We start from the raw sequence: 16,791 nt of genomic DNA on the forward strand, positions 1-16,791 counted from the left end.
AGGCCAGAGAAACCGCAGGTCAGACCTGCTTGGAGAGCTGCGGCTCGGTCCGGGCGGCCCGGCGTTGGCGTATCACCGCGTAGACCACCACGGCCAGGGCGACCAGGGTGGACAGGACGACCTGGTCGCGGCCTCCGCCGTCCGCGGTGTCGGTGAGCATGTAGCCCAGGACGAAGGTGATCAGGGCGATGGTGGCCCAGGTGAGGTAGGGGTAGAGCCACATCCGGACGACCAGCTTCTCCGGCGACTCCCGCTGGATGATCTTGCGCATCCGCAGCTGGGAGAAGCAGATCACCAGCCAGACGAACAGGGCGATCGCACCGGAGGAGTTGAGCAGGAACTGGAAGACCGTGTCGGGCCACAGGTAGTTGAAGGCGACCGCGACGAAACCGAAGACCACCGAGGCCAGGATGGCCGCCTGCGGCACACCGCGGCCCGTGGTCCGCCCGAACGCGGCCGGGGCGTCGCTGCGGCGGCCGAGCGAGAAGGCCATGCGCGAGGCCGTGTACAGGCCGGAGTTGAGGCAGGAGAGCACGGAGGTCAGCACGATGGCGTTCATGATCTGGGCGGCGTGCGGGATGCCGATGGAGCTGAGGGCGGCGACGTACGAGCCGTCCTTGAGGATGGCCGGGTCGTCCCAGCGCAGCAGCGACACCACGATCAGGATCGAGCCCAGGTAGAACACCGCGATCCGCCAGATCACGCTGTTGGTGGCCTTGGTGACGGCAGCCCGCGGGTCGGCGGTCTCACCCGCGGCGAGGGTGACGATCTCGCTGCCCATGAAGGAGAAGACCACCATCAGGACGCCGGTGAGGATCGCTCCGGGGCCGTTGGGCAGGAAGCCGCCGTGCACGGTGAGGTTGGAGAAACCGGAGGCCGGGTGGTCGGAGCCGGGCAGCAGCCCGAAGATCGCGAGCCCTCCGACCACGATGAACGCGGCGATCGCGACGACCTTGATGCCGGCGAACCAGAACTCGAACTCGCCGTAGGAGCTGACCGAGACCAGGTTGGTGGCGGTCAGGACGACCATGACGATCAGGGCCCAGCCCCACTGCGGGACCGCCGGCATCCAGCCGGCCAGGATCTTGGCCCCGGCGGTCGCCTCGACGGCGAGCACCACGACCCAGAAGAACCAGTACAGCCAGCCGATGGTGAAGCCGGCCCAGCGGCCCAGCGCGCGGTCGGCGTAGGCGGAGAACGAGCCCGAGGTGGGGTTGGCCGCGGCCATCTCGCCGAGCATGCGCATCACGAGGACGACGAGGACGCCGACGAGGGCGTACGAGACGAGGATGCCGGGGCCGGCGGCGGCGATGCCGGAGCCGGAGCCGACGAACAGGCCGGCGCCGATGACGCCGCCGATCGCGATCATCGACAGGTGGCGGTTCTTGAGTCCGGCCTGCAGGCCACCGGACTGAGCGGGAGGGGTTTCGGGGAGGGTTGCAGTCATGGACCGGGAAATTAGTTCAGCACGATCAGAAAAAACAGTCTTGTTTAACTGTTCATGTTGCTCTATTTTCCGTACATGCAGAGCACGCCGTGCCGGCGTCCCCCGTAACTTCGCTCAGCAGGCCGTTAGGGTGGCGTGGTGGTGAACGCAGCGGGCAAGTTCGGGCCCTACAACCAGGCGGTGCCCGCGCAGGTCGGCGGGGTGTGGGACACCCGCGTCCTGGCCGGCCGGGGCACCACGGGAGCCGAACTCGTCCGTTCCAGGATCGCCCTGCGGATACGGCTGAGGTCCGTGGCGCCGGGCGACCGGCTGCCGGACGCGGGCGTCCTCGCCGAGGAACTGGGGATCAGTGAGATCACCGTGCGTCGCGCGCTGGAGGCCATGTGCCAGGACGGCCTGCTCGACCGCCGTCGGGGCCGGTCGGGCGGCACCTTCGTCGCGGCCGACTGGGACACGGTCGTCGCCGTGCTGCACGACGCCGACGAGACGGCCTCGCTGGAGTCCTTCCATCTGCTGCTCGAATGCGGTCTCGTGTCGCACGGCGCGGGTGAGGTCCCGGACGGACGGCTCGACGGACTGCACACCCTGGTCGAGGAACTGGACCTGGCCGAGGACCCGGCCCGGCTGCTCGAACTGGAGACTCGCTTCCACCTCGACCTGGCCGAGGCGCTCGGCGGCGCCGGGATCCGTGAGTTCGCCGCCGACCTGCTCGGCCGCCAGTGCCTGCTGGGGCCCGCGCCCGCCCCTTCGGTCGTACGGGCCCGCAACCGCTGCCACGCCGACCTGCTCGACGAACTCACCCGCGGCGCGATGGACCCGGCGGTACACGCGGTGAAGGCGCACCGGCACGCCGGCCTGTAGTGATCACTTCTCCCCCTTTCCTGTGCCGCCGACCCCGCTGAAGGAGCTGTCCCATGCCGGTACCCGGACCTGTCGGCCCCTCGTCGACGTCGGGCCCCGCCCGGGGCGCGCCGCAGCGGCTGCGCGGCGGTGTCCTCGGCATGGCGGACATCGCCGCCGCCACGATGGCCAACGTCGGTCCGGCGATGAGCTTCTTCTTCGGCTTCGCCTTCCTCGCCACCACCGCGGGGATCGCGTCCCCGCTGACCATCGTGGCGGCGGGGGTGGCCGTCGCGCTGCTCGGCAACACGCTGGCCGAGTTCTCCCGGGCCCACCCCTCGGCGGGCAGCTTCACCACCTTCGTCGGCAAGACCTTCGGTCCGGTCAGCGCGGTGACCACGGCCCTGCTGGCCGGCCTCGGCTACATCATCGCGATGGCCTCGGTGATCGCGATCTCGGGTGGCTTCGTCCAGATCACCCTGCACCACTACATGGGTGTGGACGTGCCGTGGATCATCTGGACGCTGCTGCTCACCGGTTGCTCGGTGGTGCTGATGCTGCGCGGGATCGTCGTCTCCACCAAGTGGGCCGGCTACTTCTTCGGCGTGGAGATGCTGGTGCTCGTCGTGGTCTCGGTCGCGGCGATCGTCGAGCATCGCGGCGCCCTCTCCGCCGCCCCGTTCCTGCCCGGCCACCTCACCCACGGCCTCAAGGGGCTCGCGGCCGGATTCCCGCTGGCGGTGTACCTGTTCATCGGCTGGGAGAACTCGGCGGCCCTCGCCGAGGAGACGGAGAACCCACGGCGCAACGTCGGCCGCGCGGTGTTCTCCTCGGTCGCGATCATGACGGTGAGCTACATCCTCTTCTCCTACGCCACGGTGACCGGCTTCGGCTACGACCTGGACCGGCTCGGCGCCTCCCCCATCCCGTTCATCGACGTCGCCCAGCACACCCTCGGCGCGCTGGCGTTCCTCGCCTACGTGGGCGGCCTGACCTCCACCCTCGGCGTACTGATCGCGGGCATCAACTCCCAGGCCCGCCTGGTCTTCAACGCCGGGCGCGAGGGACTGCTGCCGTCCTTCTTCGGCTACGTCCATCCCACGCGCCGTACGCCGAACAACGCGATCGTCACCTTCGCCGTCACCGCGCTGCTGATCATCGGCGGCTGGGGCCTGGGCCATCTGCTCGGCTCCGGCGGCGGTCCGATGAACCCCGTGGTCTTCTTCACGGAGTCCTCCAGTCTGGGCGCCATCCTGATCCTGCTGGTCTACCTGGCGTCCAACATCGCCCTCCCCCTGTACTACCGCCGATACCGCCCCCAGGAGTTCCGGCCCGTCCGCCACCTCGTCCTGCCCGCGATCGGCGCCCTCGCCATCCTGGTCCCCCTGTACTACCTGGCCAAGCCCGGCCAGCCGGCCCCGTACAGCTGGTTCCCGTACGCCGCCCTGGCCACGCTGCTGGCGGCCATCGGCTACGCGACCCTCCTGGTCCGCCGGGACCCGAGCCTCGCGGAGCGAGTGGGATCGGTGGTGGCGGACGCGGAGTGAGCCGGGGTCAGCGACCGAGCCGGCCGTCGAGTTCTCCGCTCGTCACCGTCGGGGCCCGGTGGATCGGGCCGGTGGTCCGGGTCAGGGGGCGGCCCGTGCCCTGGTGGGCCTGGGCGATGATCTCCGCGGTGATGGAGACGGCCGTCTCCTCGGGCGTGCGGGCTCCGAGGTCGAGGCCGAGCGGGGAACGCAGCCGGGCCAGGCGGTCTTCCGTGACGCCCTGCTCGCGCAGGAGGCGCAGGCGTTCGTCGTGGGTGCGCCGGGAGCCCATGGCCCCCACGTAGGAGACGGGCAGGTCGAGTGCCAGGCGCAGCAGGGGGATGTCGAACTTGGCGTCGTGGGTGAGGACGCAGACGGCCGTGCGACCGTCCACCTCGGTGCGTTCCAGGTAGCGGTGGGGCCAGTCGACCGCGACCTCGTCCGCGTGCGGGAAGCGTGCCGCGGTGGCGAAGACGGGGCGGGCGTCGCAGACGGTGACCCGGTAGCCCAGGAAACGGCCGGCCCGGCTGAGGGCGGCGGCGAAGTCGACCGCGCCGAAGATCAGCATGCGGGGCCGGGCGGCCGCCACGTGGATCAGGACGGACAGGCGCTCGGGGCACCCGTCCCCCGTCCCCCCGATGTCGACGCGGGCGGTGCGGCCGGCCCGCAGCAGAGCCCTGGCCCGGTCGGCCACCGCCCGGTCCGCCGGACCGCCGTCCACACGCCCGTGGGCGGAATCGTCGTCGCCGAAGACGCCGAGGGACGGCCCGAGGAGGTCGTCAGGGCCGTCGACGACCTGCGCCACGGCAGCCGGTCGGCTGTGGACGACCTCGGCGAGGGCGTCGCCGAGGTGCGGCCGGGTCGCGGGGTCGATGCGCTGGACGAGGACGTCGAGTTCGCCGCCGCAGGTCAGTCCGACGGCGAGGGCGTCGTCATCGGAGTAGCCGAACGAGGCGCGCTGGGGGGCACCTCGGTCATGCAGGACCTGTCGGCACAGCTCGTAGACCGCGCCCTCCACGCAGCCGCCGGAGATGCTGCCGACGGCGTCGCCGTCCTCGTCCACCGCGACCGACGTACCGACGGGCAGGGGTGCGCTTCCGGTGACGTCGACGACGGTGGCCAGGGCGAAGGGGCGTGCCTCGCGGCACCAGCGGTGCAGTGTGTCCGCGATGTTCAGCATGGTTCTCCACGGCGGGACCAGGACGGGAAGGTGAGCGGGCCGCCGCCACGACGCGGGGAAACGTCACGCGGCGGCGGCCCTGGGAGGTCCGGCAGCCTCCGGGCAGGACGGGGCAGGCTGCCGGACGGGCGGTGTGCACTGCGCCGGAACGGAGTCCGTGGATCAGAGCAACGCCTCCGCGGTGATGGGCAGTTCACGGATGCGGCGGCCGGTGGCGTGGAAGACCGCGTTGGCGATGGCGGGCGCCACCCCGATCATCACGAGCTCTCCGAGGCCCTTGACGCCGAGCGGGTCGGCCTCGCGGTCCTCCCCGTCCAGGTAGATCGCCTTCAGGTCGGGGATGTCGGCGTTGACGGGCACGAGGTAGTCGGCGAGGTTGGCGTTGACGATCCGCCCGTCGCGGTGGTCGGTGACCGTGTGCTCCAGCAGGGCCGTGCCGATGCCGCCGACCATGCCGCCGAGGGCCTGGCTGTCGGCGAGCTTGGGGCTGATGATGCGGCCCGCGTCGTACACGCCGAGTACGCGCCGCACCCGCACCAGGCCGAGCGTCGCGTCGACGGCCACTTCGGCGAAGGTGGCGTTGTAGCCGTAGAAGGAGTGCCGCTCGGGGCCCGACGGAGGCGCGAAGGAGCCGTCCGCTTCGAGGTGGGTGCGGTCGTTGCGGGCCAGCAGTCGGCGGTACGTCTCCCCGCGCGTGGGATCGTCCTTCATGTGCAGTCGGCCGCCCCGCACCACGACATCGGCTGCCGCCACCCCGTACAGCGGCGACTCGCGGTCCTCGACGGCCAGTCGGATCGCCTGACGGCGGACCTTGTTGCAGGCGTCGAGGGTGGCGGAGCCGACGCTGGCCATGGTCATCGAGCCGCCGTGGGGTGGGGTCGGCGGGTACAAGGAGTCCCCCAGCCGGAAGGTGACCGTGCGCACGGTGAGTCCGAGGGCATCGGCCGCGACCTGGGTCTGCGAGGTGTACGTACCCGGGCCCATGTCGGTGGCGGCGGCATCCACCAGCGCGGTGCCGTCAGCGTCGAGCCGGGCACGGGCCTGGGCGGGCATGCGCGCGGTGTCGTAGACGCCGGCGGCCATGCCCCTGCCGATCAGCCAGTCCCCCTCGCGCGTGGCGCGGGGCTCGGGATCGCGGCGGTGCCAGCCGAACTCGCGGGCGCCGACGGCGTAGCACTCACGCAGCCGGCGCGTCGAGAACGGCAGCCCTGACGACTCGTCATCCGACGGCTCGTTGCGCCGGCGCAGCTCGATCGGGTCGACGCCGAGCCTGTGGGCGAGTTCGTCCATGGCCGACTCGATGACGAAGGAGGCCGTCTGGAAGCCAGGGCCGCGCATGTACAGCGGCGTGGGCAGATCCAGCGGCACCGTCCGGTACCTCTGGGTCACGTTGGGCATGCTGTAGAGCATCTGCCCGGCTGCCAGGACGGACTCGGTGAACGTTTCGTACGACGACGTCTCGGCGTCCAGCTCGTGCACCGCGGCGGTCAGACGGCCGCGCCGGTCGCTGCCGAGGCGCAGGTGGTACTCGTAGGAGGGCCGGAAACCGGTACCGAGGTACATCTGCTTGCGGCTCAGGACCAGCTTGACCGGGCGCTTCGTCTCGCGGGCGGCCAGCGCGGCGACGACCACGTGCGGCCAGCAGCGCAGCGCTGTGCCGAAACCACCGCCGACGAACGGTGAGATGACGCGCACCGCGGCCGTGTCCAGGCCGAACACCGCGGCGAGTTCGGTCTGCGTGCCCACCACCCACTGGGTCTTGTCCCAGACGGTGAGCTTGTCGCCGTTCCAGCGGGCGATGGTGGCGTGCGGCTCCATCGGGTTGTGGTGGTTGCGCGCGGTGCGGTACGTCAGGTCCAGCCGTACGGCCGCTGAGCGCAGGGCCGCTTCGGCGTCGCCGCGCGCGTAGGTGGTCGGCTCGTCCGGCTCGGCCTCGGCGAGGTCGGTCGAGGGCTGTTCGGCGTCGTAGCCGACCTTGACCAGGCTCGCGCCGTGCTGTGCGGCCTCCAGGGTGGTGGCCACCACGACGGCGACCGGCTGGCCGTGGAAGCGGACGCGGTCGTCCTGGAAGACGCGGAGTCGCCGGCCGGGCGGGTTGTTCGACCCGGAGTTGTCGCGGTACGGCAGCTTCGGCGCGTTGCGGTGGTGCAGCACCTTCAGTACGCCCGGAAGGGCTTCGGCGGCGACGGTGTCGATCGATGTGATGCGGCCGCGGCCGATGCCGCTGTCGACGATGACGGCGTGCACCGCCCCGTCGACCACGTGCTCGGCGGCGTACAGCGCCTGTCCGGTGACCTTGAGCCGGCCGTCCACCCGGGACAGCGGCGCGCCCACGGCTGCCTGCGGCTGGGGGCTCACGTGGTACCTCCTACGACGCGCAGCTGGCGTTCGACGGTGCGCTTGAGCAGCTCGACCTTGAAGCGGTTGTGCTGCAGGGGACGGGCGCCGTCCGCCGCCTTCGCGGCAGCGGCCGACCAGAGGGCCCCCGAGGGGCGCTCACCGAGGAGGTGCCGCTCGACGCCGGGCAGCTTCCAGGGCACGGTGCCCACTCCCCCGGCGGCGACCTTGGCCTCGCGGATCACCCCGCCGCTGACGTGCAGCGCGACGGCCGCCGACGTCAGGGCGAACTCGTACGACTGCCGGTCACGCACCTTCAGATAGCCGGACCTGAACGGGCGCGGAAGTGCGGGGATCTCCACCGCGGTGATCAACTCACCTTTGCGCAGGGCCTGTTCGCGTTGTGGGGTGCGGCCGGGCGGCAACAGGAAGTCAGCGAAGGGAACTTGGCGTGCCCCGTCCGGGCCCAGCAGGTGCACCCGCGCCTCCAGGGCGGCGAAGGCCACGGCGGCATCGGACGGGTGGGTGGCCACGCAGGCGTCGGAGGTCCCGAGGATGGCGTGGGTGCGGTTGACGCCGTGCAGCGCGGCGCAACCGGAGCCGGGCTCACGCTTGTTGCAGTCGGCTGTCACGTCCCGGAAGTACGTGCAGCGGGTGCGCTGCATGATGTTGCCGCCGATGGTCGCCATGTTCCGCAGCTGGGCCGACGCGCTCAGCTCCAGCGCCTCGGAGACGACGGGATACAGGGTGCGCACCTTGGCGTGGGCGGCGGCCTCGGACAGGGTCACCAGGGCGCCGATGCGCAAGCCCCCGCGCTCGGTGACGGTGATCTCGCTCAGCGGCAGGCCGGTGATGTCGACGAGGGTCTCGGGGCGTTCGACGGTCTCCCGCATGAGGTCGACCAGGGTGGTGCCCCCGGCGAGGTAACGCCCGCCGCGGCGACCGGCGTCGAGGGCCTCGCGGGTGTCGGCGGCGCGGGTGTAGGAGAAGGGATGCATGGCGGCCGATCCTCACTTCCGGCCCGCGGTCTGCTCCACCGCGCGCACGATCTTGACGTAGCAGCCGCAGCGGCAGATGTTGCCGCTCATCCACTCCCGGATCTCCTCCGGCGAGCCGGTGTGACCCTCCTGGATGCAGCCGACACCGGAGACGATCTGCCCGGGGGTGCAGTAGCCGCACTGAAAGGCGTCCTGGTCGATGAACGCCTGCTGCAGCGGGTGGAGTTGATCGCCCTCGGCCAGGCCCTCGACCGTGGTGACCTCCGCTGCCTCCAGTCGGACCGCGAGCGTCAGGCAGGCGTTGTGCCGCTGCCCGTCGACCAGGACGGTGCACGCACCGCAGGCCCCGGCGTTGCAGCCCTTCTTGGAGCCCGTGAGGCCGAGGTGCTCGCGGAGCAGGTCCAGCAGCGAGGTGCGGTTGTCGACCGTCACGGTGTGGCGGGTGCCGTTGACCGTCAGGGAGACACGGCTGGACGGCGGGCTCTCGGCGGCCGTCGCTGCCTCCGGGTCGGCGAGGAGCGCGCCTCCGATGACGCCGCCCGCGACGACGGCACCACCGACCGCGGTGCTGGTGGCGATGAACGTGCGCCGCGTGGGCGCTTGGGAGGACTCACCGTCTCCGGTGGGGGGTGGAGCGGCAGGTTCGGGGAGTTCAGTTGACATACGTACGCCTTCGTATCGCTGACGGATCGGCCGTACACAACAGCGGGACGGGAGACTGGGATCGTCGTCACCGCGGGGAATCGGGCAACCGCGCGCTTGGGCGGCGATCGCTCACCCCGGGAGTCTCGCACCACCGGCACCGCTCGTGGCAGGGAGACTTTCCTCCCCCTTTACGCTCCGTCAGGAGCGGGTAGCCGACGTCCTGGAGGCGTTTTCGCGCGGCCGGGGCTACTCGTTGCGGGTACGCGGGCCGTTGTACTGCTGGTCCGTGACCGGCTCGGACCAGGCGGTCTCGGAGGTCCCGTCGTCCGTGCCCTCCCACAGGGCGATGTGCTCCATGAACCGGTCGGGGGCGGCGCCGTGCCAGTGCTCCTCGTTCGGCGGGCACGCGACGGTCTCGCCGGGGTGGGCCTCGAAGACGGTGCCGTCCCGGGTGCCGATCAGGGCGATGCCGGAAACGACGTGCAGGGTCTGGCCCAGGGCGTGGGAGTGCCAGTTGGTGCGGGCGCCCGGCGAGAAGCGGACCAGGTTGGCGCGCATCCTGGACGGGGCCCGGCCGGCCACGATGACGTCCCACCACACGTCGCCGGTGAACCAGTCCGCCGGGGCCTTGCTGCTGGGCTGCTGCTCGATGAATTCCATGGTGTCTCTCCGGTGTTGTCGATGAGTGGTCCCTAGCGGGCCACGTAGCCGCCGTCCACGGGAAGGGCGACGCCGATGACGAAGCCCGCTCCCGGGCTGCACAGCCACAGGACGGCCTGTGCGATTTCCTCGGCGGTGCCGAGCCGGTTGATCGGCTGGTTGGCCTCGGCCTCGGCGCGGTCGAGTTCTCCCTTGGCGATCATGTCGCTGACCATGGGGGTGTCGATGGTGCCCGGGCAGACGGCGTTGACGCGGACGCCCCGCGGGGCGTATTCGAGGGCGGCGCTGGAGGTCAGGCCGATCACTCCGTGCTTGGAGGCGTGGTACGAGGCGCGGCCGGGGAGGCCGACCAGTCCGCCCAGGGAGGAGCAGTTGACGATGGCGCCGCTGCCCTGGGCGCGCATGTGGCGCAGTTCGTGTTTCATGCAGGCCCAGACACCGCGGAGGTTGACGGCGTTGACGCGGTCGAACCGCTCGGCGGGTTCCTCGGCGGCGTCGCTGGGCGGGATCTGGATGCCGGCGTTGTTGTAAGCCATGTCGAGGCGGCCGAAGGTCTCCACGGTCCGGTCGACCGCGGCGGCGACCTGGTCCTCGTCGCTGACGTCACACATGAGGGCGAGGGCCTGGTGGCCGGCGTCGGTGAGTTCCGTCGCGGCCGCGTTCAGAGCCGCTTCGTCGGTGTCGGTGAGGGCGACGGCGGCTCCGGACGCGGCGAACGCGCGGGCGGTGGCCAGGCCCATACCTGCGCCGGCGCCGGTGACGAAGGCGACCTGGCCGCTGAAGTCGTAGGTGGGATTCACGTCGTGGTCTCCGTTCGAGTGCTGTGAAGTGCTTTCCGGTGTCCTGCCGATCCGCCGTCTGACCGTCTGGCAGCCGTCGACGACCAGCGAGTCAGAACTGCGACGGCACCTGCGCGGGCTCCTCGCGTCGGGCAAAGGCGGTGCGCCGGGCGACGATCCGCGTCACGGACGATGTGCCGCTGACGGCGAGAGCGATCAGCGGGACGAGCGTCAGGGCGGCGATGACGGCGCCGACCAGGGGCGGACCAGTCAGGCCGAGGGAGGAGTCCAGGGCCGTACCGGCGATCAGTGAACCGGCGGCGATACCCGTGTTGAAGGCGGAGGTGGTCAACGCCGAGGTGAGGGTGGGCGCGTCGCCGGCGAAGCGCATGGCGAGGGCGGTGACCACCGGGTTGACCGTGAAACCGGTCAGGCCCATGAGGAAGACAAGGAAGGTGGCCGTCACCGGGTTGCCGGACAGCGGGATCATCAGGAGCAGGACCAGGGCGGTGGCCGCGGCGGCTGTGACGGTGGTGACCATCGGACGTCGGTCACCCAGGCGGCCTCCCGTGGTGGTACCGCACAGCGCGCCGAAACCGAAGGCGATCAGGACGAGCGGCACGGCACCTGCGGGGATCCCTGCGCGTTCGGTCAGCAGCGGCGTGACATAGGTGTACGTCGCCAGGACCCCACCCATGATCAGCATCGCGGCGCCGAGCGCCAGCCACAACCGGCCCTGCCGCAACGCCCGGACCTCGGCCCGGAGGGACACCTCGACGCGCTGTTCCCGGTCCGGGATGAAGCGGCCGATGAACACGGCGGCAAGCCCTGAGAGGACGGCCAGCGCCCAGAAGGGGCCGCGCCAGCCGGTGAACTGGCCGGCGAAGGAGCCGATCGGCACGCCGACGACGTTGGCCAGGGTCAGGCCCCCGATCATGACGCCCGTGGCGCGCGTGGCGTTGCGCGGGCCGGCAGCGGTGGTGGCGACGACGAAGCCGACGGACCAGAACGCTCCGGTGGCCAGAGCCGTGACGACGCGGGCCAGGAGAACGACGGTGAAGGACGTACTCAGGGCTGCCACCAGATGTCCGAGGCAGAACACGGACAGGGCCAGGACGAGCGTCTGACGTTGAGGAAGGCGCAGCGTCGCCATGGCCATGGTCGGCGCCCCGATGATCATGCCGACGGCGAAGGCGGTGATCAGCAGCCCGGCGTGGGAAACGCCGACTCCGAGGTCACCGGCCAACTCCGGCAGCAGACCGGCGACGACGAACTCGGTGGTCCCCATCAGGAACGTGCCTGCGGCGAGCACCCAGACGACGAAGGGAAGCCTGCCGGGGGTGGTCCCGGACTCGGAAGGCATACGTGTGGTCTCTCCTTGCGTGGAAATCGGGGGATCGTGGTGGCCCGCGCGGCGAGCCCGGCCGGCTCAGCGCCCTGAGCGGTGGCCCGCGCCGGGCGCGACGTCGATGGTGATCTCGTCGGCGGTGGCGAGCTGTTCCACGCCGCTCCGGTCCATGCGCCCGAGGGGGACCAGTCCGGCCGCGTAGGGGGCGTCGCGGTAGTAGGTGGCCAGCTGGTTCCAGGGCGCGTAGTACGCCAGGTCGCCGATCTCGGGGTCGGCGCCTTCCGGGGCTCCGGAGGTGGACAGCTCTCGCGGCAGGTCGGCGATCTTCTCGGCCTGGTGGAAGTCGCGCAGCGACAAGGTGAGCGGGAGCTGGGCGGCGAAGTCGCGGGCGGTGGCGCTGTCGTTCAGCGTGGCGGCGATGCGGTGGCCGTTGAGCGTGAGCCGGATGTCCATGGCGGCTGTCCTGGCGGGTGATGTGGTGGCGGCCGGAGCTGTCGAAGCCCGTGGCGACGTGGAGGCGGAGGCGGCCGGGGAATCGCTGGTGCAGGCGGTGGCGACGAGCAGCAGGACGGCGGCCGGGACTCCGCGGGTCAAAGCGCGAAGGGATGCGGGATTCACGCGTCTTCCAATGGCTGACCAGGCAGGGGCTCGGAGTAGTGGCGGAAGCCGTCCCGCTGCTGGTGGATGTCGTACAGCCGCTGCGCCAGCACATCGGGGCTGTTGTGCTCGGCGTCGGGCCGGATGGCGCCGGGGATGATCAGCTGGGCGGCGTGGATGTTCTCCGGGGCGAGCGTGTCGTGGAGCATGCGGGCGTAGGCGCTTTCGGCGGCGAAGGCGATCGAGGTGCCGGCGACGTTCGGGTTGGGGCGTACGGCGCTGCCGCCGTTGACGAACAGCAGCGTGCCGCGGCCGAGTTCGCGCATGCCGGGCAGGACGGCGTTCACCGCGGTGACCGGGCCCTTGACGGAAAAGGCGAGCGGCGCGTCGAGGTCGTCGGCACCGGTGTCGAGAACCTGCTTCATGAAGTCGGCGCGGGGCACCGGGCTGTACTGCAGGATCTCGATGGACCCCAGCGCGGTCGCGGCCGCGTACAGGGCCGCTGTCAGCGACTCGACGTCGAGCACGTCGGCGGTGAAGCCGCGGGCCCGGATGCCGTCGCGGGCCAGCTCGGTGGTCATCTCCTCCAGGCGCCCCGCGTTGCGGGCGATGAGGGCGACGGCGTGGCCGGCGATGCCGAAGCGGCGGGCGGTGGCCAGGCCGAGACCGGGGCCGGCGCCGATGAGCGCGAAGGTCGTCATGGTCAGTCCTTGTGCGAGCTGGGGTGGTTGCCGGTCCCGTGGCCGCACCGCCGCGGTGTGGCCCCCGGGTGTGGACGCGTCTGCGCTCAGGGCTTGAGGAGGGTCTTGATGGCGCGGCGTTCGTCCATGGCCTTGTAGCCCTCGGCGACCTGGTCGAGGGGCAGGGTGAGGTCGAAGACCTTGCCCGGGTTGATCCGGCCGGTGAGGACACGGTCGACGAGGTCGGGCAGGTAGCGGCGCACGGGTGCGGGGCCGCCGCGCAGCCCGACGTGGGAGAAGAAGAGTTCCTGGCCGTCGACCGCCACCTCGTGCGGGACGCCGACGAAGCCGACGTTGCCGCCGGGTCGTGTGGAGCTCAGGGCCTGCCGCATCGACTCCGCGGTGCCGACGCACTCCAGCACGGAGTCGGCGCCGATCCCTCCGGTGAGGTCCTTGACGCGGGCGATGCCTTCGTCGCCGCGCTCGGCGACGATGTCGGTGGCGCCGAACTCCAGGGCGAGCTTCTGCCGGGAGTCGTGGCGGCTCATGGCGATGATCCGCTCGGCCCCCAGCTCCTTGGCGGCGATGACCCCGCACAGACCGACCGCCCCGTCACCGACGACCACGGCGGTGGAGCCGGGCTTCACCTCGGCCGCGAGAGCGGCGTACCAGCCGGTGCCCATCACGTCGGAGACGGCGAGCAGGCTCGGTACCAGCTCGGCGTCCGGGTGCTCGTCGGTGGCGACGAGGGTGCCGTGGGCGTTGGGGATGCGCACGTAGTCGGCCTGACAGGTGCTCATGAACTCGCGGTGCAGACAGGAGGACTGCCAGCCGTTACGGCAGTTGGCGCAGGTGTTGTCCGAGGTGGCGAACGACCCGACGACGAACTGGCCCGGCCTGACGTGGGCGACCTCGCTCCCGACCTCCTCGACGATGCCGACGTACTCGTGCCCCATCGGGTGCGGGTCGCCGATGGGTTCTGCTCCGCGGTAGGGCCACAGATCAGAGCCGCACACACAGGTGGCGACCGTGCGGATCACCGCGTCGGTCGGGTTGATGATCTTCGGGGCGTCCAGCTCCTCGAGGCGTACGTCGCCAGGGGCGTAGATGACTGCTCCGCGCATGGGGATGCTTCCTTCGGTGCGAGGGTCGGTGAGCCGCAGCCGGTGATCGCGATGGGCTGCTCGCAATCGGCTGCTCGATATCGAGCCTCACATGCGAGGGCAGGCGCGAAAAGCGGAGGAATTCATCCTGGGAGGAGAACATCCTGGGAGTAAACTCTCCCCCCTTTCCCGAGTGGAATCGGTGTCATGCTGGGAAGCATGACCGCCAACGTTCCCCTCAATGAGCTGGGAGAATTCCTCAAGAAGCGCCGCTCCGAGCTGAGCCCGCGCACGGTCGGACTGCCCGAGACCGGCAAGCCCCGCCGGGTGGCCGGGCTGCGCCGTGAGGAGGTCGCCCAGCTCGCCAGCATCAGCACCGACTACTACACCCGTCTCGAACAGGGCCGTATGCAGGCGTCGGCGCCCGTGCTGGATGTCCTCGCCCAGGTACTCCATCTGGATGACGACGAGCGCGGCTACCTCTTCCAACTCGCGGGCAAGACCACCGGCCGCAGCCGGCGGCGCGGCCGGCAGAAGGTCCAGCCGCAGTTGCAGCGCGTCCTGGACGACCTCACCGCCACCCCGGCCATCGTGCAGGGCCGGCGCGGGGACATCCTCGCCTGGAACGCGCTGGCCGCCGCACTGGTCACCGACTTCTCCCGGATCCCGGAAAAGCACCGCAATTACCCGCGGATCATCTTCACGGATCCTGTGATGCGCAGCCTGTACGCGGACTGGAAGACCTCGGCGCACATCGCCGTGGCACAGTTGCGGATGGAAGCCGCGAAGTATCCCGAGGACCCTCGCCTGATCGAGCTGGTCGGCGAACTGTCCATGCGGGACAAGCAGTTCGCCCAATGGTGGGGCGATCACCGCGTCGCCGCACGCACGGTGGGCACGAAGACCCTGAACCATCCGGGCGTCGGCGAACTCGTCCTGGACTGGGACACCCTCACCGCCAACACCGATCCCGACCAGCACCTGACCGTCTGGACGGCCGCGCCCGGCTCCCCCACCCACGAGCGGCTGCGGATCCTGGCCTCCTGGGCCGCCGACCAGAACCTGCCGGCCTCCTCCCCCCTCGGCTGACCACGACGGACCGCCGCAGGAACGACCGGCGGTCGTGCCTGACCCACAGAGAGGCCGGCGCGGGCGTGGAACCGGCGAAGCGCATGACCAGCGTGCTCGCGGCGGCGGCCCGACGACCCGTCAGAACATGAGGGCGCGCGGGTCAGGCACCCTTCACCACAGGCTCCAGCACCGCCACGCACTCCACGTGATGCGTCATCGGAAACAGGTCGAACACCCGGAGCGTCCGCACCCGGTACCCCCCGTCCCGGAAGTACCCCAGGTCCCGCGCCAGCGCGGCCGGATCGCAGGCGACGTACGCGATGCGCCGCGCGCCCAGGGACGACAGGTGCTCGACGGTCTTGCGGCCGGCCCCCGCGCGCGGCGGGTCCAGCACGATCAGGTCGACCTCCGTGATCCCGGTGCGCGGCAGCACGGCCTCCACCTTGCCCTGCTCGATCCGCACCCGGTCGAAGTCGGCGAGGTTGTGCCGGGCGTCCTCGACCGCGCGCTTGCCGGACTCGATGCCGAGGACCGCGCCCTTGTCGCCGAGGCGGTCGGCCAGCGCTCCCGCGAACAGCCCCACACCGCAGTACAGGTCGAGCGCCATCTCGCCCTTGCGCGGCAGCAGGCCCTGCATGACCGCCTTCACCAGGGTGTCGGCCGCCTGCGGGTGGACCTGCCAGAAGCCGCCGCTGCCCACCCGGTGGGTGCGGCCGTCGGCCCGCTCGCGCACGAAGGCGCGGCCGTGGACGCGGTGGATGCCGCCGTCCTTCTCCTCGACGCGCATGACGGAGACGGGCTTGTCGAGTTCCACGAGGGGCAGGCGGGCTCCCGGCCGGGGCTCCAGGATGACCATGCGGTCCTGGGATCCCGTCGCCGCGATCGCCTCCACGGACGCCATCCCGGACCAGTCGCGGTCCTCGATGCCCAGCTCGCTCACGCCTGGCGCGGCGATCATGCAGTGCTCGATCGGCTCCACCTCGTGCGAACGGTGGCGGCGCAGACCGGCGTTGCCGTCGGCGTCCACCGCGTACTGCACACGGGTGCGCCAGGCAGGCACCTCGCCCGCCGGCAGTTTGTCGCCCTCGGCCGGCATCACCGTGCCGTCCCAGCCGGCTTCCTCGGGGGTGAGGCCCGCGAGCCGCTTCAGCTGCTCGGCGACCACCTCGCCCTTGAGACGCCGCTGGGCACCGGGCTTGGCGTGCTGCCAGTCGCAGCCGCCGCAGCGGCCGGGACCGGCGTAAGGGCAGGGCGCCTCGATGCGGTCCTTGGACGGCTCCAGAACCGACACCGCGTCCGCGCGCAGGAAACGCGCCCCCTCCTCGCCCTCCGTCACCCTGGCCACGACCCGCTCACCGGGCAGCGTGTGCCGGACGAACAGCACCTGGCCGTCGTCCGTGCGGGCGATGCAGTGCCCGCCGTGCGCGACGGGGCCGATCTCGACTTCGAACTCCAGCCCCACCAGCGATTTCTTCGGTTCTGCCTGCATGGCGGGGTGACTCCACAACGTCAAGGGGAAAGGGGAACGCGGCCGGCCGTGAAACGACCGGACACGAATCGGCCGGACACAAAAGCTGAGC

The 16,791-nt window shown here is 71.2% G+C and carries 15 protein-coding genes; 3 read left to right on the forward strand and 12 right to left on the reverse strand.

Features of this window, described 5'->3' with window-relative positions:
• Window positions 1-19: 19 nt before the first annotated feature.
• Window positions 20-1,447, reverse strand: a complete 1,428-nt coding sequence (locus AQJ46_RS21805) for an amino acid permease (RefSeq protein WP_059207183.1) — start codon at window positions 1,445-1,447, stop codon at window positions 20-22.
• Window positions 1,448-1,585: 138 nt separating this feature from the next.
• Here AQJ46_RS21805 and AQJ46_RS21810 point away from each other — a divergent pair, with 138 nt between their 5' ends.
• Window positions 1,586-2,308, forward strand: coding sequence for a FadR/GntR family transcriptional regulator (locus tag AQJ46_RS21810; protein ID WP_059207184.1), 723 nt, complete (start codon window positions 1,586-1,588; stop codon window positions 2,306-2,308).
• A 53-nt stretch (window positions 2,309-2,361) separates the two neighbouring features.
• A complete protein-coding gene (locus AQJ46_RS21815) occupies window positions 2,362-3,834 on the forward strand; it encodes an APC family permease (protein ID WP_059207185.1) in 1,473 nt (490 codons plus the stop codon).
• Between the two features lie 7 nt (window positions 3,835-3,841).
• Here AQJ46_RS21815 and AQJ46_RS21820 read toward each other — a convergent pair whose 3' ends face one another.
• From AQJ46_RS21820 to AQJ46_RS21865, 10 genes are all read right to left on the reverse strand, one after another.
• Entirely contained in the window at window positions 3,842-4,993 is a 1,152-nt protein-coding gene (locus AQJ46_RS21820) for an XdhC family protein (RefSeq protein WP_059207186.1), read from the reverse strand.
• Between the two features lie 162 nt (window positions 4,994-5,155).
• Window positions 5,156-7,351 carry a xanthine dehydrogenase family protein molybdopterin-binding subunit gene (locus tag AQJ46_RS21825; RefSeq protein ID WP_059207187.1) on the reverse strand — a complete coding sequence of 732 codons (2,196 nt, stop codon included), beginning with the start codon at window positions 7,349-7,351 and terminating at the stop codon, window positions 5,156-5,158.
• On the reverse strand, window positions 7,348-8,328 hold the full coding sequence (locus AQJ46_RS21830; protein ID WP_059207188.1) for an FAD binding domain-containing protein: 981 nt from the start codon (window positions 8,326-8,328) through the stop codon (window positions 7,348-7,350). The genes AQJ46_RS21825 and AQJ46_RS21830 overlap by 4 nt, the downstream gene beginning before the upstream one ends.
• Window positions 8,329-8,340: 12 nt before the next feature.
• Window positions 8,341-8,991 (reverse strand): (2Fe-2S)-binding protein, encoded by a 651-nt coding sequence (locus AQJ46_RS21835; RefSeq protein WP_059207189.1) that lies wholly within the window; start codon window positions 8,989-8,991, stop codon window positions 8,341-8,343.
• A gap of 228 nt (window positions 8,992-9,219) precedes the next feature.
• On the reverse strand, window positions 9,220-9,633 hold the full coding sequence (locus AQJ46_RS21840) for a (R)-mandelonitrile lyase (protein ID WP_057611255.1): 414 nt from the start codon (window positions 9,631-9,633) through the stop codon (window positions 9,220-9,222).
• Window positions 9,634-9,665: 32 nt separating this feature from the next.
• Window positions 9,666-10,433: a glucose 1-dehydrogenase gene (locus AQJ46_RS21845; RefSeq protein ID WP_059207190.1), complete on the reverse strand. Its 768-nt coding sequence runs from the start codon at window positions 10,431-10,433 to the stop codon at window positions 9,666-9,668.
• A gap of 91 nt (window positions 10,434-10,524) precedes the next feature.
• Window positions 10,525-11,775, reverse strand: coding sequence for an MFS transporter (locus AQJ46_RS21850; protein ID WP_059207191.1), 1,251 nt, complete (start codon window positions 11,773-11,775; stop codon window positions 10,525-10,527).
• 66 nt (window positions 11,776-11,841) lie between these two features.
• On the reverse strand, window positions 11,842-12,354 hold the full coding sequence (locus AQJ46_RS21855; RefSeq protein WP_225887376.1) for a cyclophilin-like fold protein: 513 nt from the start codon (window positions 12,352-12,354) through the stop codon (window positions 11,842-11,844).
• Between the two features lie 20 nt (window positions 12,355-12,374).
• On the reverse strand, window positions 12,375-13,058 hold the full coding sequence (locus tag AQJ46_RS21860) for an SDR family NAD(P)-dependent oxidoreductase (RefSeq protein WP_059207192.1): 684 nt from the start codon (window positions 13,056-13,058) through the stop codon (window positions 12,375-12,377).
• A gap of 86 nt (window positions 13,059-13,144) precedes the next feature.
• Window positions 13,145-14,161 carry a zinc-dependent alcohol dehydrogenase family protein gene (locus AQJ46_RS21865; protein ID WP_059207193.1) on the reverse strand — a complete coding sequence of 339 codons (1,017 nt, stop codon included), beginning with the start codon at window positions 14,159-14,161 and terminating at the stop codon, window positions 13,145-13,147.
• Between the two features lie 186 nt (window positions 14,162-14,347).
• Between AQJ46_RS21865 and AQJ46_RS21870 the strand changes: the two genes are divergently transcribed.
• Window positions 14,348-15,229 (forward strand): helix-turn-helix domain-containing protein, encoded by an 882-nt coding sequence (locus AQJ46_RS21870; RefSeq protein WP_079072379.1) that lies wholly within the window; start codon window positions 14,348-14,350, stop codon window positions 15,227-15,229.
• A gap of 142 nt (window positions 15,230-15,371) precedes the next feature.
• On the opposite strand, the gene AQJ46_RS21875 is transcribed toward AQJ46_RS21870, so the two are convergent.
• Complete coding sequence (locus tag AQJ46_RS21875; RefSeq protein WP_059207194.1) at window positions 15,372-16,700, reverse strand: class I SAM-dependent RNA methyltransferase; 1,329 nt, start codon at window positions 16,698-16,700, stop codon at window positions 15,372-15,374.
• Window positions 16,701-16,791: the final 91 nt, after the last annotated feature.

It is taken from the genome of Streptomyces canus, assembly GCF_001514145.1.
Classification (GTDB): Bacteria; Actinomycetota; Actinomycetes; order Streptomycetales; family Streptomycetaceae; genus Streptomyces; species Streptomyces canus.